A 21,711-nucleotide genomic window follows, 5' to 3' on the forward strand; every position below is an offset into this window, starting at 1 on the left:
AATACTGCATGATAATACTGATCACAGGCGGCGTCAGATCTGGAAAAAGCCGATATGCGCAGGATCTGGCATTGTCGCAAAGCGCGCACCCTGTTTATGTAGCCACTGCCCGCATCTGGGACGAGGATTTTAAGGAACGGGTACAGCGGCATAAGGCCGATCGTAGCGCCGCCTGGATTAATTTTGAAGAAGAGCGTCATGTGAGTAAACTGCCCCTGGACGGGCATACCGTTGTTATCGATTGTGTAACCCTATGGCTTACCAATATCTTTGAAGAAACCAGCCATAATATTCCTTCCAGCCTGAGCGCCATTCAGGCCGAAATTGACGCCTTGCACCAAAAAGCAGGAACATTTATTATTGTAACCAATGAAATAGGGATGGGCATTCATGGAGAAAACGCTGTAGCCCGCCACTTTGCGGACCTTCAGGGTTGGACCAACCAGTATATTGCCCGTATAGCCGACACCGTTGTGCTGATGGTATCCGGCATTCCCGTTGTGATTAAAAAAGAGGAGAAATAATGATGATTACACCCGTTTCAACTTTGCTGAGAGAAGCATTACAGGAAAAGATTGATCAGAAAACCAAACCACCAGGCTCGCTGGGGAAGCTGGAGCAGATTGCCTTACAGGCAGGGCTGATCCAGGAAACCTTAGAGCCGGAGCTGCGAAAGCCTGCCATTATCGTATTTGCGGGCGACCATGGCATTGCGGCCGAGGGGTTGGTAAACCCATTCCCACAGGCTGTAACCGCCCAGATGGTGTATAATTTTCTGAATGGTGGCGCGGCAATCAATGTGTTTTGTCGCCATCAGCAATTGGACCTGAAAATAGTGGACGCGGGGGTGAATCATTTATTTCCGGCACATCCGCAGTTGCGCGACCGCAAAATTGCCATGGGCACGGCTAACTACCTGCATCAGCCGGCAATGTCGCTCGACCAGTGCAAACTGGCGCTCGCTGCCGGCAGTGAGGAAGTACAGGCTTTGCATGAGCAGGGTTGTAATATTATTGGTTTTGGGGAGATGGGAATTGGTAATACGTCGGCCGCTGCGTTACTGATGAGTTATTTCACGGGCACAGCTATCGATCATTGCATTGGTGCCGGTACAGGCTCAAACGCACAGCAGCTCGAACAAAAGAAAGCGGTGTTGCGCCAGGTGCAGGTATTCCATCCGCAACCTAATTCGCCGATACAGGCGCTGGCTACCTTTGGTGGCTTCGAAATCGCGATGATTTGTGGTGCCATCATCAAGGCTGCGGAGCTGAAGATGATGATTGTGATAGATGGATTTATTGTTTCCGCTGCGCTGCTGGCAGCAGCAGCCATGCACCCTGAAGTAACCGGCTACTGTGTGTTTGCACACTGTTCCGACGAAAAAGGCCACCAGGCGATGCTCAGGCACCTCAACGTTTCTCCCTTACTACAGCTGGACATGCGCCTTGGCGAAGGTACCGGCGCTGCACTGGCTATCCCGCTGATACAGCAGGCCGTAGCCTTCCTCAACAATATGGCCAGTTTCAATAGTGCACAGGTTTCAAATCGTACGCTATGAGAGAGCAATGGCAACTATTCCTGACGGCTGTCATGTTCTATACCCGTTTACCCGTTACCGTTAAAGAGCCTTATAGTCCTGAAATGCTGAACAGGGCTACCAAGTACCTGCCGCTGGTAGGCTGGATCATAGGTATTTTTATGCTGGCGGTGATCTGGGCTTTCGGCGATATTGCACCGCGACCATTGACTGTACTGCTGGCATTATGCGTGAGCATATGGTCCACCGGCGCGTTTCATGAAGACGGGTTCGCAGATATGTGCGATGGCTTTGGGGGCGGATGGACGAAAGAGCGCATCCTCGAGATCATGAAAGACAGCCGCATAGGCACCTATGGTATGCTGGGATTATTACTCCTGATGGCGGCCAAGCTGGTAAGCCTGATGAGTTTACCGATTCACACCATGATGCTGGCGGTGATTGCTGCACAGCCATTGAGTCGTTTTACGGCCGTCACCGTCATCTACACCCAACAATATGTGCGGGAGGACGAGTTAAGCAAATCTAAACCTATTGCTAAAGGAATCAGCACCCAGGAATTAGTGGTAGCTGGTATTTTCGGTTTACTGCCTTTTGTGGCCGTAACAGTCTACCTGCAGAATTATGGATTGCTGATTACGCTGCTGGCTGTGCTGATGGCCAGGCTGTACATGGGGCGACTCATGAAGAAATGGATTGGCGGCTATACCGGCGACTGCCTGGGGGCGGTACAGCAGGTTGCAGAATCCGTCATATATTTGTGTTTTTGTATTCTGGCATGGAAATATACCTGATCCGGCACACTACGCCGGCCGTAGAACGCGGTATTTGTTATGGTTTTGCTGATATAGATGTGGCGCCAACTTTTGAGACGGAAGCTGCCCGGATTAAGGGATTGCTGCCGCAAAAGGCAATGGATGTATATGCGAGCCCGTTGCAACGCTGCAGTAAACTGGCCACCTACCTGTTTGGGAAGACTTTCACTACCGATGAACGGCTGAAGGAGCTCAATTTCGGCGACTGGGAAATGCAGCGCTGGGATGACCTGGGCCCCGATGCGCTACAAAAATGGATGGACGACTTTGTATATGTGCGGGTGCCTAATGGGGAAAGCTACCAGGACCTGTACGAGCGTGCGGTGGAGATACTAAATGAGGTAGTTGCCAAAGGCCGTGATGCCGTGCTGGTGACCCATAGCGGTATCATCCGGGCGCTGCTCGCACATGTATCGGCCACCCCTCTGGAAAAATCTTTTGAAAGAAGAACAGAATATGGTAGAATTGCGTGTTTGTCAGTTACCAATAATCAACTAAATATTGTTTTTTACAATTCGTAATTAATTCTCTACCAATATATTATACTTATTACACGAAATATACCGGCAAAATCCTGAAAAAACCGGATTTCGTGCTAACTTTATGTGAAGTTTGATAGTAAAAAAATAAAAAGAACACACTAAAACCTGTTTATAATGACAACATCAATCTTGAATATTCCTTTCTTGTTCTTGCAGGAGATTGGTATAAAAGAAATACTGCTGATTGCGCTGGTAATTCTGTTATTGTTTGGTGGTAAGAAAATTCCTGAATTGATGCGTGGTTTGGGCAGCGGTATCCGCGAGTTCAAAGATGCGAAAGATCAGCCAGGTGCTAAAAAACCAGCCGCTGAAAACAAAGAATAGTATCTGTTACCTACCAATAGAAAAAAGGTAAATCGTGCATGAATCATCACGATTTACCTTTTGTTTTTTTACCCGAGTCCTAATCAGGCAATCTGCACATCCCCACTTACAACGGGATTATTTTTACCATTCATGGTGAGGAACTTTTTTTTGAAGTACAAGGAAGAGGCAATCATAATCACAATCCCCAGCAGGCTCGTACCCAGTACAGCATCTATAAAAAACTGGCTCCAGGAGAGCGACAGGCTGTAAAAGTTTTTTACCAGCATAATCACCACACTTCCAAGATATCCGAATGAATCAGCTACATAAATGATAAAACCTACGTTGCTGACGTATTTGAAAACGGCGATCAACCGCTCGAAGAAAATACAATTGAAAGGAATGTAGCCCATGTACAATCCCAGACCGGTGAGCGTCATCCACCATACGGGATGGAGCAGGTGCGCCTGAAACAGCAGCGTGCTGAATAAGGTGATACTGAATCCCAGCACTACAATCAGGTGATTTAGCATAAACGCCTTGTAGTTGTTTTTCACAAATACCAGCAGTCCCATGATCACAACTATGGCGATAGAAATGGGAATTTCTGTTTGTGTAAAAATAGCAGAGGCGCTGCCGTAACCCAGGTCCTTCCAGATGTCGGCGGCAAAGTTATCCCGCATATCCCTCAGCACCGTAAGCATTACATAGCTCACAATCAGCATTACCAGGCCCGGCAAAAAAGTAACGAGAAATTTCCTGCGCTCCTGTTTATTCATCGGTGCACGTTTGGTACGAACGGCTACATCTTGCGCTGATGGCGGTGGTATCTGCTCTAACAATAAAATAAAAATCAGGATGGGAACAATGAATACAAGGCCGGTTATAAAAGGCATCCAACGCTCTCCTACTCCCCAGTCGATAATCGTCATTTTACCTACTGATTTTACAAATCCTGAGGAGAAGATAAAGCTGATGCTGAGCACTGCCCCCATAAATTCAGTAGCGCGGCGACCTTCGAGGTAGCTGAATACGAGCCCCCATATCATGCCCAGCGGGAAACCGTTCAGGAACAGCAATGGAATATTATAGGGAGCGGGAATCATAGCAAATAACAACAGGGATATCCAGGAAATCAGGATCAACAATATGATGTTGCGGGCGCGGTTAGCTCCTTTCATTTCAGCGATAAACCTGATACCATAAAATTTACTACAGGCGTAACCGATAGTCTGTATCATCACCAGCCATATCTTATAATCTATTCCCAGAAAGGTTTGTCCTTCAAAAATGGCTGCTGTAAAAGGTTTTCTGAAGGCATACATGCAGGAATAGGTGCCGAATGCCACCAGGGCTGCATACAAGGAGAAAGTAACACTGCCGGCCTTTTGCAGCCGCTGCTGTATCCACGGAATAGCTAACATTAATATTCACTGTTTCTCCAAAGGTGAAGTTCCAATGTAAACTTAATGTTAAGCAGAGCTAAACTTAATGTTAAGTATTATTAAACTCTTTTTTATAAATGGACCTTCGGTCCTTTTATAAAAAAGAGAGTCGTCCGCCGGTGGCGGACGACTCTCTGAAGGTTTATTAAATTTTTCCAGGGAGATGTCATTACTTCACTAACCACATGGCCGCGTTAATATCATCCGTTCCGCTGCCAAACTGGCTTTGCAACGATGCCGCCCAGTTCACAGTATTAGAGGTACGTTCTGAATCAGGGTATTTCCAGCGCTTAGGTAATATGCCGCTGTTGCCTGTACCTGCACCTGTACTGAAGGTAGGTACTCCGGTACGGCGCCAGTTGAAATATGCTTCCCAGCCTGAGTTTTCAAAGAATGCCAGGTACTTCTGCTGCAGTATCTGCGTGAGACCCTGCGCGTTATTACCCTGGTATTTAATGCTGGCCTGCTGGTAATATACGCCTTCAAAGTCGAATGGAATGGTATAGCTCTTACCCCCGTAACTCTTTACCACCTCGCCTTTCATTGGGATACCGTAAAAGCCCAGCGAAGCCCTGATACCGTTTTTATACCAGTCTTCCGCGTTGCCTTCGGCCCATCCGCGGTTGATCGCCTCCGCGATATTAAAGCATACTTCCGGATAACCTACTAATACACCCGGCTCCGCAGCGTAGCTGCTGTAGTAGCGGGCACGGCTTCTTACGGAATAAGCGGCGGTGTCCACGTTGGACATCAGGGAGGACATATCTTCCAGACTCTGGCCTGATGGGGCACCGACGTAAGCCGTAATATCAGCCGGTGACTTCTTGTTTTTCGTCAGCTGTAATGTGGCCGGTTCGGCGGTGATGTAAGCGCGTGGGTCGTTGAGCGTTACCAGGGTATTGAGGTAAGTGGCGGACATATTATAACGCGTCGCATCGTTCCCCAGGTTATCCGGGTTGGAAGGATACTTGTTGATATTGTTGTAAATGAACTGCAGATTCTGGTCCATTCCCTCTATCAGCGGGTACTTAGCCGGATCTGAGAGTAGGGCTTTAATGGAAGCTGCCACATTCAGGTCCGTATCTGTTGCTTTTTTGCTGAGTGCGATTAATACGCGCAGCTTAAAACTGTTCACTGCTCTGCGCCATTTGGAAAGATCGTTGCCGTAGTAAATATCTCCTTTCAATACCTGGCCTTCGGCGGTATTACTTTTATCGGGATTGTTGATGAGTTCGGCCAGCTGGGTATTCGCATCGTCCAGCCATTGCAGGATATGCACAAATACTTCCTTTTGCGTGGCATACTTAGGCGTTACCACGGCGGTGCCTTTCAGCGCATCATCTATGGGCAGGTCGCCCACCAGGCTGGTCATACGATAGTAGAAGTAAGCACGGATAAACTTACCCAGGGCATTGTATGGGTTAACGGCTTTACCTCCCAGGCGGGCGGCTTCTGCTTCCATCTGCTGTACGTTGGTGAGGGAGAAGAAAGAGTTCAGGTCCGCCCCGCCCCAGTCGTAACGCTGGTCACCGTAGTAGTTATAGTTGCAGCAATCGAACTGGTTCCAGCGCATTACATTACTCCATGGCTTATCCACATTCATATTGGCCAGCACACCGCCGATCACCATACTGGGCGGGACCTGAGCGGGCCGGTTCTGATTGATGTTGTATTCCTCGAATTTTTTATTGCAGCTGCTAAACACAATACCAGTAAGCGCTGCCAATGATAATATTTTAAGCGATTTCATGACCAATAATTAAAAAGTGAGGTTTACGTTAAAGCCATAGCTGCGGGTGGTAGGCGTTTGCAGCGAAGACGAGCCCTGATCTGCACCTGGATATTGATCCATATCTACATCCTTGTTTTTCGCGAAATACAACAGGTTCCTACCCACAAAAGATACATTCGCGTTTTTGATGAAAGTGCCGTGCAGCAAGGTTGCCGGTAGCGTATACCCTAACGTCACCTCGCGCAGCTTAGTGAATGTTTTACTGATCAGGTTTGCTTCATTGTTTCTGTAATAAACGCTGATATAGTCCTGCAGGAAGGTTTTGGTGGTATTTGGTGCAAACGCCAGTTTATCACCATTGGTGATGTTACCGTTGTTATCGTACTGAATAGGTACGCCGTTGTTTACCACTACGCCATCTCCCAGCCAGGATTTTACGCCTTTATAGTCCTGGTAACGGGCTTCACCCATGGCGCCCTGTACAGTCCGGATGTTGCGGCCACCGCGGAAAGTCTGCTGCTGGATATAATCGATCAGGCTACCACCTACGCGACCATCAAACTGGAAGCTGAAGGATACGCCTTTATAGCGGAAGCTGTTGTTGATGCCCCATACCCAGTCGGGATTGGCATAACCAAGTTTTTGCTGCACCGGGTTGTTGATAGGGCGGCCATCTTCTCCATTGATAATTTTACCATCAGCGGTACGTACGAATTTGGTACCGTAAAACACGTCTACCCTGTCGCCCACGCCGATGAAAGGCGTCAGTTTTGTCTGGTCGCCGTAGATGCTTTCATATCTTTCTTCAAAGGTGGACCAGTTGGCTGTTACATCCCAGCTCAGGCCTGTGGCGGATCGCAGCGGAGAGCCGTTGATAGTGGCTTCCCAACCCTTTTTGCGGGTGGTTACGCCATTTACCAGGGCACCGGCGTAGCCGGTGGATACCGGCATAGGAACGGTGTAGATTCTTGGCCCGTTCAGGTTAGTATAGTAAGTAACGTCCAGGCCTATACGATTTTGGAGGAATCGTATATCCATCCCCGTTTCAAACACTTTACTGGTGAATGGGCGCAGGCTTGGATTAGGTACCAGCTGGGTGTAGTAGGCGCCGGCCTGTGTTTGATAAATTGGTTGTACCGAGTAGGTACCGGAGTTCTGGAACGTGGGCCCGTCGTACGACGACTGGTATTCGGCCCCGTACCCCAGCGGATAGGTAGCCATTGGCGTAGCGCCGATGGTAGCCTGGGTAAGGCCGCCTTTCACATTCGCATAAGAGCCTCTGAACTTCAGGAAGGATACGGCTTCCGGCAGTTTCACGTAATCGGATACCACGGTGGTTAACGATACGGATGGGTACCAGTAGTCGTTCATACCTGGGCTAAGGCTGGAGTTTTTATCCAGTCTGTCGGTCAGGGAGATGGTAGCGTATTTCCCCAGGTCAATGTCCACGTAACCGTAGGTACTCAGCACCAGCATAGGTGCGGTATAGTTGGTGGCGAATAACGGGTCGCGGCTGTTGGCGAAGCTGTACCAGCCGGGCGCGTTGAGGTAGCCGGTAGAAACGAAGCTGGAATTGTATTTATACGAGCGTACGTTTCCGCCCACAGAAGCGTGTACACCAATTTTATGTGGGAAGATGTTAGTGTATGACAGCAATACATCCGTGTTGCTTTCGAAGAGGGAGCGTTTATCTTCACGGTAGTCCCCTTTGCCTTCTTCGCGACCGTAAGGGTGTGCAGAGTAAGGCATTTTTTCGTTGCGCATGAGGTCATAGGAAGTTACCTGAGTGCGCACTAAGGCTTCTACTTTATCGGAAATTTTGTAGTTGAGTTTTACGTAGCCGTTGATATCTGTTTTGTAGTGTCCGCGCAGCCATTCGTAGGTCATGAACCAGGGATTGTGGTAGCGTTGGTACTCCGCGTATACCGACTGTATACCTTCTTTACCGGGCTGCCAGTAGTTGCGCATATCATCCATACTCCAATCGGCGCCGGCCCAGATGAGGGTGTTGTAGATAATGCTGTTGGGGCCGTAGGTAACATCCGGGAAGTTGTCGGTATACTGGCGGTTGTAGTTGATATAGGCATCGAGGCGGAGGCGTGGATTAAAGTTATAGCCTCCGGAGAAGTTAAAGTTGGTGATGTTCAGCTGAGTATTAGGAACCAGGCCTTTCTGGTAGGAATGGGACAGGGAAAAGCGAAGGTCTGATTTGTCTGTATGGCTGGACACGGCGAGGTTATTGGTGCTGAGCATGCCAGTTTGGAGGAATCTCTTCAGGTTGTCTTTGCCGCGTGCAATCCATGGCGTACCGGTTCTTTTGCCGGTGGCAGGGTCTACTGGCGAGTCGTACTGCGGGATGAGCTGTCCTTCGAATTTAGGGCCCCATACGTCGTAATCCGCATCGTTAGTACCGCCGCCTTTACCGTCGCCAAAGGCGTATTTACCGTGGTCGCCGGGGCCGTATTCGTCCTGTACTTCCGGGATGGCGATAAATCCTTTGTTGAACATGGTGGAGGAGTTGAAGTCGATGGAAAACCCGCGTTGATCTTTCGTACCTTTTTTGGTGGTGATCATGATAGCGCCGTTGAGGCCACGGGAGCCGTAGAGCGCGGAGGCGGTTACCCCTTTGAGGACGGTATAGCTTTCGATATCATCCGGGGAGATGTTCCACGTATCGGAGTTGATGGGCACGCCGTCTACGACATAGAGACCGATGTTATTGCCGCGCAGGAGAGCCATGGGTGCGCCCAATAGCTCAGCGGAGGCGCCGATGGTGAGGCCGGCCACTTTACCAACGAGGCCGTTTATGGCGTTGGGTTCGCGAGCCTTGGTGAGGTCGGCACCTTTCACTTCCTGAACGGCGTAGCCTACCCGCTTTACCTCTTTACGTATACCCAGTGCCGTTACCACTACTTCATTGAGGGCTTTTTTATCTCCCTGTAATTCAATGGTAACCGAGTTTTTACCATTTAGCGGTATGGTAACCGGGCTGAAACCGATGAAGCTCACCAGCAGGGAAGCGTCATTGGAGGCTGATAATACGAAGGCGCCGTTTACATCTGTAACGGTACCTTTGTTGGAGCCAACTACTTTCACGGAGGCCCCGATGATGGGTTGTTTATCATCCGCGTTGAATACTTTTCCGGAAATAGTTTGCTGGGCATGGGCTATGGCTACGTATAGAAACAGCATTAGCATAGCGCTGAGCCGTTTGACGGCCAGTTGTAGATTTAGATGCATGGCAATTTAGATTAAGGGGATATTTTTACCATGCAAAGGTTCGGGTCCTATGTGACCAAAATGTTAACCTATACTAAATTAAATGTTAAGTATTTTTAAACCCTACTTTTCTGCATCGATGAAGAAGTAGACAACGAGGATGAGGGCATCTTCTTCTCCGATGTTGGCGGGTTTATGGCCCAGGCGGCCGTCGAAGAAGAGGGAATCGCCAGTGTCGAGCAGGTATTTTTCGTTGTCGATGAGGTATTCGACTTTACCTTTAATGATGTATTTGTATTCGTAGGCGTCGGTTTTAACGAGCTGGCTGCGGCGGGCGCCTTTTTTTAGTTCGAGCAGTACAATATCAACCGGAAAGTTCTTGATATTTTTAGTGAGTACGCGTTTGTAGTTGAAACCTTTGGCGGGTTCTTTTTCAAACGGCGTGTATTCGTCGTTTTTTTTGACGATGACTTTAGCGCCCTGGTTTTGCTGATCGATTTCGTTGAAGAACTCATTCATATCCAGGTTGAGGGCGCGGATGATATTGATCAGAACCAGCAGGGAGGGCACGGTGCGGTTATTTTCTATCTGGGAGATGAGACCTTTACTTACCTCGGCTTTATCGGCCAGTTCCTGGATAGTGATGCCTTTGGCTTTACGCTTTTCCTTGATTTTATTGCTGATCTGGATGATAATATCTTCTGTCATGATTGCAAATATAACTCTCTATCTTTACGGGAACATAAATTAACCTCGATGTTTAATTTCGGCCAAATTCTGACCATTACCTTTACATTATTTGCGGTGATAGATATCCTGGGATCTATACCCATATTGGTATCCCTGAAGGAGAAGCTGGGCCATATTGATGCCGGCAAGGCTACGCTGGCTTCAGGGGTGCTGATGATATTGTTCCTGTTGGCGGGAGAGCCGTTTTTAAGGCTGATGAGTGTGGACGTGCATTCCTTTGCGGTGGCGGGTTCCATCGTAATTTTTGTGATCGGCCTGGAGATGATCCTGGGCATTGAACTTTTCAAGAGTGAAAAAGATGCGAAGGCGGGTAGTATTGTGCCGATTGCGTTCCCGCTGGTAGCGGGTTCCGGTACTTTGACCACGATTATGTCGCTCAAAGCTAACTTTGACGAGGCCAATATCCTGGCGGGGATTGTGCTGAACCTGACGCTGGTGTATATTGTACTGCGGTCCCTAAGCTACATAGAACGCTTGCTGGGTAAGGCCGGGCTGATGGTGATCCGTAAATTTTTCGGGGTAATCCTGCTGGCGATAGCGGTAAAAATATTTAAGGCGAATATCAATCTATAATGTAATTTGGGATTATAAGGTTTAAAATGTAGTTTTGCCGTCCTTTATGGCCTCGTAGTACAATGGATAGTATAAGAGTTTCCGAAGCTCCAGATCCAAGTTCGATTCTTGGCGAGGCTACAAAATGAACCCGGCTTTAAGCCGGGTTTTGTATTTAACCCACTTTAAAGCCTATACTTAATGAAATTTAAAGCTATTTCGCTTAGCCTTTGCGCCGCTATGGGTATTGCAGGGCAGGTGTATGCACAGGGACTTGAAGCGACTATGGCAGGCGGCAACAGCACCTCTTATACATTGCGTTTAACCGGTACAGGTGCGGTGCCGACTTCCGGTTCTGGCCTTGAGCTGGCCCACACCACTAACGGTGACGGTATAAAAAACAGCTATATACAGTCATATGACCGCAGTAATAATACCTGGCTGCCTTTGAATCTCGAGTCCTCGTTGATCCGTACATTAAACCGTGTTACCATCAGTAATAGTACGGACGATGGTTTTACACCTTTGCAAGTTAACGGTGCCGTTAAATCATACGGAGGTAACTTTCGGGCATTTACTGCCAATGTGATATATGGTTATGGCACAGTGGATATTGCGGAAGATGGCAACCGCCGTGTGTTTATGGGGTTCTGCAAGGGGCCTGGGATTGAAGAGTACGGGACGTTTGGTGTGGTGGATAATAGTGGAAACGAACGGGGCTTATACATAGTAAGGGCTAATGGGAACGTCGGTATCGGTACCACTGTTCCTAAATCCAAATTATCCGTAAATGGTAATATCACTTGCCAGCGGGTAAAAGTCACCATTGATCCTCAGGAATGGGCCGACTTCGTTTTCGCCCCCGACTATCAACTTCCAACATTGACTGAACTCGAAAACTATATCCGGCAGCATCAACATCTCCCCGATATACCAACCGCGGCAGAAGTAGCAAAGAATGACGTAGACCTTGGAGAGATGAATAAAAAATTATTGCAGAAAGTAGAGGAGCTGACGTTATATATCATACAGCAACAAAAGGAAATTGAAGCACTGAAAGATTGGAAACAGCAGGTGGAATCAAAAAAATAACACCTGTTAATTCACTGTAGAGCCGCCACAAGAAATGCTTGTGGCGGCTTTGTATTTTAAAATTCAGTCAAACTTTTCGAAGTAAAAATGTAAATTAGGTAACTGTTTGATTTTTGTGACCCGATAGGACACACTCTTTTTATTGAAAACCGTATTTCCATTTTTAACCATATCAACCTACTCAACCATGACAACTTTGCGCATTGGGGGATTAGATGGATTTAGATTTCTGGCTATCTCGCTGGTGGTACTGTTCCATTATTATGTCCGCTGGGCTCCTCCTTACATTGATCAGTCCTATTATCCTTATGGAAATGCCTACAGTAACCCTTTCTTTGAGCATGGGCATATGGGTGTCCAGTTCTTTTTTATGATCTCTGGCTTTGTGACTTTCCTGAGCATTGAAAAGTGTCTGTCATTGAAAGAGTTTATGCAAAAGCGTCTTATCAGGCTCTGGCCCCCACTGTTATTATGCAGCGTGGTGACTTTTGTATTTGTAGCCATGGAGGATCCTGTGAATAAATTCCCGTTTCATAAAAGCGTGTTATCCTTCCTGCCCTCGCTTACGTTTACGGATCCTTTAGCATGGCAGTATATATTGCGGGATCCGGATATTGCACTCATTGATGGAGTTTACTGGTCATTACTGGTAGAGATGAAATTTTACCTGTTAATAGGGTTTATGTATTTCCTGATTTCCCGCAAGCATATACTCAGGTCCTGGAACATACTGCTGATAGGGCTTTTATGTCTCCATTACCTGGCAAAATTCAGTGGATTTTCTCCCTTGCAGTTGCTGGATAAAGCTGCAGGCTTATTGTTTTTTTATGAGCATATGCCATTCTTTACGCTCGGTATTTGCTTTTATGACTTTTATGTGGGAAAGAAGTTGAAGGTTGCATATATAATCCCTGTTTTATTGCTGATTAGTTCTATGCAGGACTTCGATTGGATTAGTCTTACGATGCTGGCTGTTATGCTATTGCTGTTCCTTGCGCTGGTAATGGACTGGCGGGTAATCAGGCCAATGGAATGGAGCGTTTTCAGGAAAGTTGGGGTGGTTAGTTACACGCTGTATTTGTTACATCAGAATATCGGTTTGATCCTGATTGATAAAATATGCGGCTGGATACAAAATCCAGCGGTGTATGCCTGGGTGCCTGTGGTGGTGTATGGAATGATTGTGGGAGTGGCGCTATTGTTATTTGACTATTTCGAATTGCCGGTGAAGCGGGTGTTGACGGAATGGTTATTCCGGCCGAAGGTATCTTCACCACAAATAAAAAAACCAGCCTTCGACTGAAGGCTGGTTTTTTAAATATATGATAGTCTTATCTGGCCATCATAACCGGTATAGTACATATTTTGCCCTGTGGGGTGGATACGGTTACATATACCATGCCTGCGGCTCCTTTCAGCGGCACCCTTTCATGGAAAGTATCTTTCACATTAAGGTAGCCCCGTTCATAGATTTTCCTGCCGGCACCGTCTGTGATGGTAATAACCAGGTTTTGTTTTTCTGAGAAGAAGGCGTGGACCATTACGAAATCTGTTGCCGGGTTTGGATAGATTTTCATATCCAATTTCCGGGTAACTTCCTCTGGTATGCCGGTGAGAAGTTGCTGCTTCCAGACAAACGGCGCGCTCTCAGCGGAGAGTTTCGTGCCTTCGATGGTAGCGTATATACGTATCCGTGATTTGGCGTAGCGGATGCCGGTGGTGTTGCCGTATTTAAGCGGCACCTGCCAGTCGTAGTTACCAGTGTTGGTAAGATTAGCGGCGATCGTAGTCCAGGTGGCACCGTCATCGTCCGATACGTCAATCGCTATAAGCGATGATCCAATGTTTTGTGCATCCCATTTAATGGGGTAGCTTACTCCGGTTTGAAGGGTATCATCAATAGTAGGCTTCAGGATGATAAGCGAAGGAATGTTTTCACTTGTTCTGATGGTAAAGTTTTGCTGGGTGACAGAAATAACATTATCTGCTTCTTCAGCTATTACGCGAAGCAGGCATTTGTTGTTGATTTCTCCCAATAATCTGGCTGCAGTCGTTCTGGTGCCGCTGATCTTGGATGGAATAGTCCATTCGTAGGTTCCGGCGATAGCAGGCATCCTGTCTACCGTTTGCCATGTTTTACCACTATCCAGACTTAACTGGATTTTTACTGAATCCTCCAAATTGACGGACGACCACTTAACTTCGAATGTATTACCGCTGGTGAGCACTTCCCCGCCAGTAGGTGATTTTAGAAAAAGCCTGGTAATATTTGAGCGGCCAGCGAATCCATCGAAAATGCCACCGGTATATTTGGATAAATCGGAAGACGGTGCGGCAAGTACCTTTACGACTTTATCTAATGTATCTGTTAACACGGGTGAACCTGTAGACCTCACCATTAAATAAACCACCGCTCCTGCGTTAACAGGAGTATTCCAATTTAATGTGGATACTTTGGCAGAAGTCATAACTGTAGCAGAATTCCAGCTCAATTTATTATCAACTGAATAAAATAACTGGATACTATCCACACCAAAAGAATTCACTTTTATTCCTATTGCCTGTTTTTCAAAAATATAATCTGGTACACGATCCGCACTCATCGCCAATGATCTCTTTCTTATCGAGAGACTTCCTGGAATGATGGCATAAATATCTGCATCTTGTGCCGAGGCAATCTTCAGCATGCATCCGTCTGTTACAGTATCCTCAACTACCCACGTTGCTTTCCTGAGAACCGCGGGTAATTTTCGGAAAATGGTATCCCAGGAAATTCCATTATTCAAGGAACGAAAGATATCTACTGAATCGACATCATTACTTAGCCATGTTATATCCAGGCTTGCACCTGCCAGAATTGTGGCGCCTGGCTGTGGTAGGAGATATCTTATTTTACCGCGGTTACTACTACTCATAACAGCACCATCGTACGAGCTGCCTTTATATTTATAAGGGTTGGAGATGGCCAAAGGAGTAATTGTTACGGGATCAGTGCTGATTGCTACCATTGCGGGATTGGCGACATCAACTACTTTGAAGTAAACGCGATTCAGCACTCCTTTCGGAATGGACCAATTTAGTGAACGCCTTTGTGCAGGCACATTATTCGCAATTGCTATCCAATTGCTGCTATCACTTGAGTAATACACATTCACAGCTAGTACCCCTATTGCATCCCATCGAATTGGCCATACCGTTCCTTCATATGCAATACCGGGTGATTCAGGCAAACTTAATACCTGATCTCTTACGAATATTTTCTCTGAATGAAGATAAACAGTTGTATCCGCCGTATTCACTAATTTTAGGTGGAAATAATGCAACGGTGCAGCCTGTACTCTCCACGTATAGGCTTTCTCTACTGCCTGAATATTTGTGATTGGTTTCCAGGTTTTCAAACTGTCAACTGAGTAAAGCAGCGCAAGGTTGGCAATATCCTTACAGGTCCATCTGATAGTAATAGTATCGCCAATTATGACCGTATCGGTAGGTTGAGGATATACCAGGCCAATTTCAGGACGGAGAAGCTTGCTGCTATGATTCATCGAAAAACCATCGTAAGGTCCCCCGCGATATTTTGCGGTTAAGGCTGTTGGAGCTGATGTTACAACTATTTGGACGGTATCAAATATGCTGGCATCGCTTACATCTTCAACTTTCAATGTACAAATTTGCCCGGCGTAACCAGGCAATGAAATCGGATAACTGGTGCGGGCATTTGCAAGATTAGTTGCGATCGTGGTATAGGCAGTACCAGTAGTATAACTCAATTTTACGTTGAGTACGGAGGAGCCTTGCCAGGATAAACTAACCGGGCTTCCCTGAGGGCCGGTCCGGTTAATCATATTTTTATTCCATTTCAGGCTCTTAGGCAGAATTGTAATTGGGCCAATCACGCTCGAAATAGCCGGGTCTAACACGTCGGAAATCCTGATATATCCATTTTGGGTAGGCACTTGTGGTACAGTCCAATTGTATTTCAGCGCGGTAGCCGGATAGGTTGCTGTTATAAGGGACCAGTTTTGTTGATTGTCTGCTGAGTATTCAATTTTTATATTATCCAGGTTCGAATATTGCCAGGTAATCTCCTTTATGATCCCAGCTGACAATACTGATCCTGGGGAAGGACCTGTTAAAGATAGCGCCTGCCCCCATACTGCTATATGAAATAGCACAAGTGCTATGCTCAGTGTAAAGATTTTCATCAGTATATGAAATAAATGGATGGGAGATTAGTTTTCTGCAGGTGCTGATCTCACTCCTCTGAAACCGGAGTTACCGTCGGTATTCATATAGGTGCCATACATACCGCTTACAAAGTTTGACTTCAAACCATAAGCAGTAGTTTCCTCTACCCAAGTTGTAATGTTCGTATACCTATAGGAAGAGTTGATATATCCATCACCATGTGTGCTATAGGTTAAATCTGGCTTTGGCACACAAAATTCCACATACTCACTCAAATTAGTGGTAAGATCCTGAATTCCATAATAGGAGCTGGCCGAGGAGATTCTGGTGCTATTAGGAGTTGCAAATATACCTACACGAAGCGGGCCGCTACCACCATCACCACCACTTATTTTAAAGGCAGTCGGAGGAACAGCGAAGGTGGAAGTAATAGTTTCTGTTCCATTTTCCTCGCCGCTCAATGTTAAAGTAATGGTATTGGTAGGTGGACTTGTAAGGCCGACAAACGTCCCCCCTGCATTTTCAAAAGCCACGGGTGCAAGTGGTCCTCTACATGCTTTTTCAAATTCCAGCTCTGACATAGGCCTTAATCCGGCCCAGTCTGCAAATGCATAAATATTCTTCGCAAGAGCTGTTAAATAATTGCATGCCCTGTCAGGACGTGTAGCCAGAAATACGCTATCCTGGCGTGATATAGTAAATCTGTTTCCGGGATTAACGGGAAATAATTGTTGTCCAAGTATCAGCAGGTAGGTGGAGGCTGTTTGTCCATAATTCGCGTCGGTGGAATCCAAGGAGATAGTGTTAAGAAAGTCAGCAAACTGTCCTTGAGAGGTTTCATACTTCATACAATAGAAAGGTTTGTAACCTGTGGGATAGTCGGCATTATCTATTATTCCATCCGAATTTTTATCGAGTCCCCTGATTCCATCCACCCGGAATGCGGGTGACGTACTTCCATTAAGTGGTGTTCTCACCATGGGATCAGACAACGTATCATTAATAATCAGGTATTCATAACCGTAAGCTGCATTTCGCAGGTTGGTGGCCATATTATAGCCATCAGGCTTGGCTCCGTCTCCCACGGCGAATGAACCACCGGGCACATATACCATTTCCGTTGCGAATACTCTTACTTCAATATCGGAAAGATTGCTAATACCATCAGATCCGTAGTTCCAAAGAATTTTCACCTTTGTGAGGAGGTTATCACCATTACCCTTTTGTACCCTGTAGATAAAAGCACCTTTTTTATCTGCGGGTACAGTTATTTTCATTTGTGCATTGGAGGAATCAATTGTATTACCATTCACACTAAAGTTGGCATGTCCCCAGTGACCATTTGGCTTTTTGAATTTAACAATTACCCAGGCAGCATCCCAGTTAATGTCATCTCTCCAGGAATTGCTCCATGACAGGTCAAAATTAATCAATACTGACTTATTAACAGTATCGGTGTCGGTGAGCGCCACCTTCTGAACCAGTATATTATTGCTGTATACGTTAAAAGCGATACAGATTAGTAGCACAATATTTACCAATGTAAAAATTCGTTTCATAGCAGGGATATCTTATTCAAAATAGAAAATTTAAATTAAGATAAATGAACGGCTTTGTCATAAAAAAGACGCGCAAAACTATCTTGTCAGTGTAACTTTCATAATATCCATCCGAATAGCCTCCTTTGCCACATAAACTATAATATGAAGGCAAAAAATTAATATCAGGTCCATTTTATTTTCCCTAACTTTGGGCAACTCAGTAGTATTCATCCTATTCTCCCCTACCACCACTTTATTACCGTTAATTATTACTCATGAAAATTCTGCCATTTCTCTTGCTGATAGCCTGGAGCCTTATCTCATGTGCTCAGGATGGAAAACTTATTCTTGTCAATAGTGGGAAAACGGCTTATCGTATTGTGGTACCAGCCAGGGGCACAGCGGTTGAAACACATGCAGCCAATGAGATACAACATTATCTTGAAAAAATATCAGGAACGAGTATCCCCATTGTCAAGGATATTACACCCGCTATTCCAACGGAAATATGTATTGGCAAAACAAATAGGGGATCAAGTAGTATTGCAGACCCAGATGGGTTGAGTATAGAAACAAAAGGGAACTCCATCTTGATTTCAGGTGGAAACAGAAAGGGAACATTATATGGTGTATATGTCTTCCTGGAAACCTTTTTTAATTGCCATTATCTTGCAAAGGGGGTAGAGGTTATTCCTACCAACAAAGTGTTGGCAGTACCTGCTTTAATTAATGTACAACAAAATCCAGCTATTAGTTTCAGATCACCATTATTCTATTTTTCTGAGAAAGATACTTTAATGCGTAAGTTTGCAGACTGGAATAAGATTCAGTATGTATACGAATTCAGGGGGTCGCTGGCACATACGTTTGAAGTATTGTTACCTCCAGCAAAGTATTTCAAGCAACATCCAGAATACTACGCCCTGGTGGACGGTGTTCGTAAGCCCACACAACCATGCTTGAGCCAACCTGAGGTATTTAATATCATGTTGACTAATCTGAAAGCTGATATGGCTAAAAACCAAAATTTCAAAAATTGGTCGATCAGCCAAAATGATAACAGAGATTATTGTCACTGTAATTTGTGTGAACCTAAGCATATCCGGGAAAACAGCTACATGGGCACTTTGTTACCATTTGTTAACCGATTTGCTGCTGCCTTTCCTAATATGACCATCAGTACACTGGCATATAATCAAAGTATCAATCCACCTGTAACCTTGAAACCAGCGAAAAACGTGGAGATTTTCTTCTGTGTAACTGAAGTGGATCGTGGCCGTCCCATCAATACCAGCAATGACCAACATGCGGCGGCTTTAAAAAATACAATGGCTGGTTGGAAAAAGCTTGCTAAAGAAATATTCGTTTGGGATTACCCGATCAATTACTTCCATACGCTTTGTCCATGGCCCAATTATCAAACGCTACAACCAAATATCCAGTTTTTTAAAGCCAATAATGTGACTGGGCTTTTTGAACAAGGTGTTATCTATCAGAAAGGAGAATTTTCAGAACTACGTGTATATTTACTTTCAAGGTTGATGTGGGATCCCAATTTGAATTTTAATAAAGTGAGAGATGAATTTCTAACTGGATTCTATGGTCCAGCAAAAGATGACATTGTCAGATATATGGACCTCCTGGTTGCCGAATACCAAAAATCAGGAATTGCATTGACGCCTTGGCAACAACCGGATGTTTTCAGAAACAGCTATTTAAGTCAGCAAAACCTGGATAAATACCATAACATTTTCAGACACGCAGAAACAGTAACAGCCAATAGCCCCTATTATTCCCGCGTAGTACAAGAGCGATTAGCTGTGGATTACGCTGAATTAGAAATGAAAAGAACAGCACCCACCAGTGCACTTGCAAGAGGCGTAACAGCCAATAATGATGAGCTGAAACAATTTGTAGCTGATTGCGATAAATTTGGGATTACGTGGCTGGGTAATGAGGAAAAAAGCGCACGTGATTTTCAGCAGAGCTTTGGCAACAAATAGTTACCTCGCTAATATCATTGCTGTCAGGGTTTTACAGGAACACCCTGACAGCACTATTTTAACCCTCTATCTCACTAAGTTCAAGCCAGCGTATTGATTTTTCATCCAACAATTCTAGGATTTCACCCATTCGCGTGGTGAGAGGTGCTATTTTTTCAAAGGGCAGGTTACCACAGGACAGCTCATTTTCAATTTCTTTCTTTTCTCCTTCTAACTTTTCAATTGCCTGCTCTAGCATCTCCAATTCTCTCTTTTCTTTAAATGACATCTTCTTGCCCTTTTCAGGTGCTTGCGTAACTGCTTTGGTACTATCCGGAACAGGTTTTACTTCTTTTTGTGCCTGCGTCTTTCTCTTTTCTTCCTCTTTCTCCCACTCTCTATACTGCGTATAGTTACCAGGATAATCGCGTATCTGCCCTTGTCCTTCAAAAACAAATAGGTGATCTACCAATTTATCCATAAAATAACGGTCGTGGCTTACAATGATTATGCAACCTTGGTACTCCTGCAAGAAGGATTCTAAAATACTAAGGGTGGGGAGATCCAGATCGTTCGTAGGCTCATCAAGTACTAAGAAGTTAGGATTACGGAAGAGAATGGAGAGAAGATGTAGGCGGCGCTTTTCTCCTCCACTGAGTTTAGAAATATAGGTGTACTGCTTCTCTGCCGGGAACAGGAATAATTCCAGGAATTGAGCAGCGCTTACTTTAGTACCATCTGCGAGTGGGAAGTTTTCTGCAATATTTTTCACGAATTCGATTACACGTACATCTTCTTTAATCACTAACCCTTCCTGACTGTAATCACCAAAAACTATGGTTTCACCGACGTTGATTTTCCCGGAATCTGGTTCTTCTTTTCCGAGGAGCATATTGATGAAAGTAGATTTACCTACTCCATTTTTCCCCACTACACCTACACGTTCTCCCTTTTTGAAGGTGTAGTCAAAGCCTTTGAGAATGGAAAGTTCACCGTAAGATTTATATACTTTTTTAAGTTCCAGAATTTTGCCACCCAGGCGCGTCATTTTCACATTCAGTTCCAATTGTTGGTCCTGAATACGGGTCGTGGCTTTTGCCTTTACTTCATAAAAATTGTCCTGGCGTGATTTGGATTTCGTAGTACGGGCCTTGGGTTGCTTACGCATCCACTCCAGCTCTTTACGATATACGTTTCTCGCTTTTTCTACAGAAGCTTTATCACTTTCCTCACGAGCGGCTTTCTTCTCCAGATAATTTTCGTAATCTCCCTTATAGATAAAAAGTTGTTCTTGATCTAGTTCCATTACTTCGTTGCACACACTATCGAGGAAGTACCTGTCGTGCGTAACAAGCAGCAATGTCACTCTTTCCTGATCCAGGTAATTTTCCAACCATTCGATCATGGAAACATCCAGGTGGTTGGTTGGCTCATCCATGATCAGCAACACATGTTTATGCTCAAAACCAATATCTATCAGCACTTTTGCCAGGGCCACACGTTTTTGCTGGCCACCAGAAAGGCTGCCGATTGGTTGATCCAGGCGGTGGATATTCAGTTTACCCAATATTTGTTTCACTTTGGAATCAAAATGCCAGGCGTTGAGTTCATCCATTTTGGTAATGGCAGCTGCCAGTGCTTCATGGTCTGGCTCTGGGGCTTCCTCATCAGTCAGGGCTTCGTATTCCTTTATCGCATTTAAGATAGGGTTGCTATGATCAAAGATATTTTCTAATACGTTTTTAGAGAGGTCAAAGTCGGCCTGCTGCTCCAGCATTACCACATTTACGTCTTTATGTATCCAAACCTTGCCTTCATCCGGAGATTCTTTGCCGAGAATAATCTTCAGTAGGGTTGATTTTCCGGAGCCATTAAGGGCTACCAGGGCGATTTTATCACCTTCTTCTATATGGAATGAAATATCTCGGAAAAGCGGTTTGGTTCCGTACGATTTAGTGAGTCCTTCTACTGTAACGTAATGCATAGGGCGAAGTTAAAGCATAATTTCAA

Annotated in this window: 16 protein-coding genes and 1 tRNA gene; 10 read left to right on the plus strand and 7 right to left on the minus strand. The window is 45.5% G+C overall.

The genetic code is table 11. The features are described 5' to 3' along the window. The first annotated feature begins 8 nt into the window (after positions 1-8). The 5 genes from cobU (at position 9) to tatA (ending at position 3,218) form a co-directional block, all read left to right on the plus strand. Positions 9-524: a bifunctional adenosylcobinamide kinase/adenosylcobinamide-phosphate guanylyltransferase gene (gene cobU, locus BUB18_RS19270; RefSeq protein WP_073084236.1), complete on the plus strand. Its 516-nt coding sequence runs from the start codon at positions 9-11 to the stop codon at positions 522-524. Continuing rightward, a complete protein-coding gene (gene cobT / locus BUB18_RS19275; protein ID WP_073084238.1) occupies positions 524-1,558 on the plus strand; it encodes a nicotinate-nucleotide--dimethylbenzimidazole phosphoribosyltransferase in 1,035 nt (344 codons plus the stop codon). Before cobU ends, cobT begins: the two co-directional genes overlap by 1 nt. Further along, positions 1,555-2,331, plus strand: a complete 777-nt coding sequence (locus BUB18_RS19280) for an adenosylcobinamide-GDP ribazoletransferase (RefSeq protein WP_073084240.1) — start codon at positions 1,555-1,557, stop codon at positions 2,329-2,331. Before cobT ends, BUB18_RS19280 begins: the two co-directional genes overlap by 4 nt. Further along, on the plus strand, positions 2,316-2,873 hold the full coding sequence (gene cobC, locus BUB18_RS19285; RefSeq protein ID WP_073084242.1) for an alpha-ribazole phosphatase: 558 nt from the start codon (positions 2,316-2,318) through the stop codon (positions 2,871-2,873). The genes BUB18_RS19280 and cobC overlap by 16 nt, the downstream gene beginning before the upstream one ends. Before the next feature lie 135 nt (positions 2,874-3,008). Continuing rightward, a complete protein-coding gene (gene tatA / locus BUB18_RS19290; protein WP_073084244.1) occupies positions 3,009-3,218 on the plus strand; it encodes a twin-arginine translocase TatA/TatE family subunit in 210 nt (69 codons plus the stop codon). 83 nt (positions 3,219-3,301) lie between these two features. Here tatA and BUB18_RS19295 read toward each other — a convergent pair whose 3' ends face one another. The 4 genes from BUB18_RS19295 to BUB18_RS19310 form a co-directional block, all read right to left on the minus strand. Beyond that, a complete protein-coding gene (locus BUB18_RS19295) occupies positions 3,302-4,624 on the minus strand; it encodes a DUF5690 family protein (protein WP_073084246.1) in 1,323 nt (440 codons plus the stop codon). 190 nt (positions 4,625-4,814) lie between these two features. Next, the gene (locus BUB18_RS19300; RefSeq protein WP_073084248.1) at positions 4,815-6,395 is read right to left on the minus strand and encodes a SusD/RagB family nutrient-binding outer membrane lipoprotein; all 1,581 of its coding nucleotides are present in this window, start codon (positions 6,393-6,395) and stop codon (positions 4,815-4,817) included. Between the two features lie 9 nt (positions 6,396-6,404). Then, complete coding sequence (locus BUB18_RS19305; protein WP_218588064.1) at positions 6,405-9,617, minus strand: SusC/RagA family TonB-linked outer membrane protein; 3,213 nt, start codon at positions 9,615-9,617, stop codon at positions 6,405-6,407. A 102-nt stretch (positions 9,618-9,719) separates the two neighbouring features. Further along, positions 9,720-10,304 (minus strand): helix-turn-helix domain-containing protein, encoded by a 585-nt coding sequence (locus BUB18_RS19310; RefSeq protein WP_073084251.1) that lies wholly within the window; start codon positions 10,302-10,304, stop codon positions 9,720-9,722. 48 nt (positions 10,305-10,352) lie between these two features. On the opposite strand from BUB18_RS19310, the gene BUB18_RS19315 reads away from it, so the two are divergent. From BUB18_RS19315 to BUB18_RS19330, 4 genes are all read left to right on the plus strand, one after another. After that, positions 10,353-10,919, plus strand: coding sequence for a MarC family protein (locus BUB18_RS19315; protein ID WP_073084253.1), 567 nt, complete (start codon positions 10,353-10,355; stop codon positions 10,917-10,919). 48 nt (positions 10,920-10,967) lie between these two features. After that, positions 10,968-11,039 (plus strand) — tRNA-Arg (locus tag BUB18_RS19320). Between the two features lie 60 nt (positions 11,040-11,099). Continuing rightward, positions 11,100-11,990: a hypothetical protein gene (locus BUB18_RS19325; RefSeq protein WP_143160009.1), complete on the plus strand. Its 891-nt coding sequence runs from the start codon at positions 11,100-11,102 to the stop codon at positions 11,988-11,990. Positions 11,991-12,177: 187 nt separating this feature from the next. Next, a complete protein-coding gene (locus tag BUB18_RS19330) occupies positions 12,178-13,293 on the plus strand; it encodes an acyltransferase family protein (RefSeq protein WP_073084256.1) in 1,116 nt (371 codons plus the stop codon). 28 nt (positions 13,294-13,321) lie between these two features. Here the strand turns inward: BUB18_RS19330 and BUB18_RS19335 are convergent, their stop codons facing one another. Next, positions 13,322-15,760 carry a hypothetical protein gene (locus BUB18_RS19335; RefSeq protein ID WP_143160010.1) on the minus strand — a complete coding sequence of 813 codons (2,439 nt, stop codon included), beginning with the start codon at positions 15,758-15,760 and terminating at the stop codon, positions 13,322-13,324. Between the two features lie 462 nt (positions 15,761-16,222). Continuing rightward, positions 16,223-17,737: a hypothetical protein gene (locus BUB18_RS19340; RefSeq protein WP_073084259.1), complete on the minus strand. Its 1,515-nt coding sequence runs from the start codon at positions 17,735-17,737 to the stop codon at positions 16,223-16,225. Positions 17,738-17,994: 257 nt separating this feature from the next. On the opposite strand from BUB18_RS19340, the gene BUB18_RS19345 reads away from it, so the two are divergent. Next, positions 17,995-19,722 (plus strand): DUF4838 domain-containing protein, encoded by a 1,728-nt coding sequence (locus BUB18_RS19345; RefSeq protein ID WP_073084260.1) that lies wholly within the window; start codon positions 17,995-17,997, stop codon positions 19,720-19,722. Between the two features lie 58 nt (positions 19,723-19,780). Here the strand turns inward: BUB18_RS19345 and BUB18_RS19350 are convergent, their stop codons facing one another. Further along, on the minus strand, positions 19,781-21,685 hold the full coding sequence (locus BUB18_RS19350; protein ID WP_073084262.1) for an ABC-F family ATP-binding cassette domain-containing protein: 1,905 nt from the start codon (positions 21,683-21,685) through the stop codon (positions 19,781-19,783). Between the last annotated feature and the right edge of the window lie 26 nt (positions 21,686-21,711).

This window comes from Chitinophaga jiangningensis, assembly GCF_900142605.1.
Taxonomy (GTDB): Bacteria; Bacteroidota; Bacteroidia; order Chitinophagales; family Chitinophagaceae; genus Chitinophaga; species Chitinophaga jiangningensis.

Coding starts and splice junctions, on each gene's coding strand:
- BUB18_RS19310 (WP_073084251.1), bottom strand. CDS start 10,304: ATGACAGAAGATATTATCATCCAGATCAGCAATAAAATCAAGGAAAAG.
- BUB18_RS19295 (WP_073084246.1), bottom strand. CDS start 4,624: ATGTTAGCTATTCCGTGGATACAGCAGCGGCTGCAAAAGGCCGGCAGT.
- BUB18_RS19350 (WP_073084262.1), bottom strand. CDS start 21,685: ATGCATTACGTTACAGTAGAAGGACTCACTAAATCGTACGGAACCAAA.
- BUB18_RS19315 (WP_073084253.1), top strand. CDS start 10,353: ATGTTTAATTTCGGCCAAATTCTGACCATTACCTTTACATTATTTGCG.
- BUB18_RS19340 (WP_073084259.1), bottom strand. CDS start 17,737: ATGAAACGAATTTTTACATTGGTAAATATTGTGCTACTAATCTGTATC.
- cobU (WP_073084236.1), top strand. CDS start 9: ATGATAATACTGATCACAGGCGGCGTCAGATCTGGAAAAAGCCGATAT.
- BUB18_RS19305 (WP_218588064.1), bottom strand. CDS start 9,617: ATGCATCTAAATCTACAACTGGCCGTCAAACGGCTCAGCGCTATGCTA.
- BUB18_RS19280 (WP_073084240.1), top strand. CDS start 1,555: ATGAGAGAGCAATGGCAACTATTCCTGACGGCTGTCATGTTCTATACC.
- tatA (WP_073084244.1), top strand. CDS start 3,009: ATGACAACATCAATCTTGAATATTCCTTTCTTGTTCTTGCAGGAGATT.
- BUB18_RS19330 (WP_073084256.1), top strand. CDS start 12,178: ATGACAACTTTGCGCATTGGGGGATTAGATGGATTTAGATTTCTGGCT.
- BUB18_RS19300 (WP_073084248.1), bottom strand. CDS start 6,395: ATGAAATCGCTTAAAATATTATCATTGGCAGCGCTTACTGGTATTGTG.
- cobT (WP_073084238.1), top strand. CDS start 524: ATGATGATTACACCCGTTTCAACTTTGCTGAGAGAAGCATTACAGGAA.
- BUB18_RS19325 (WP_143160009.1), top strand. CDS start 11,100: ATGAAATTTAAAGCTATTTCGCTTAGCCTTTGCGCCGCTATGGGTATT.
- cobC (WP_073084242.1), top strand. CDS start 2,316: ATGGAAATATACCTGATCCGGCACACTACGCCGGCCGTAGAACGCGGT.
- BUB18_RS19345 (WP_073084260.1), top strand. CDS start 17,995: ATGAAAATTCTGCCATTTCTCTTGCTGATAGCCTGGAGCCTTATCTCA.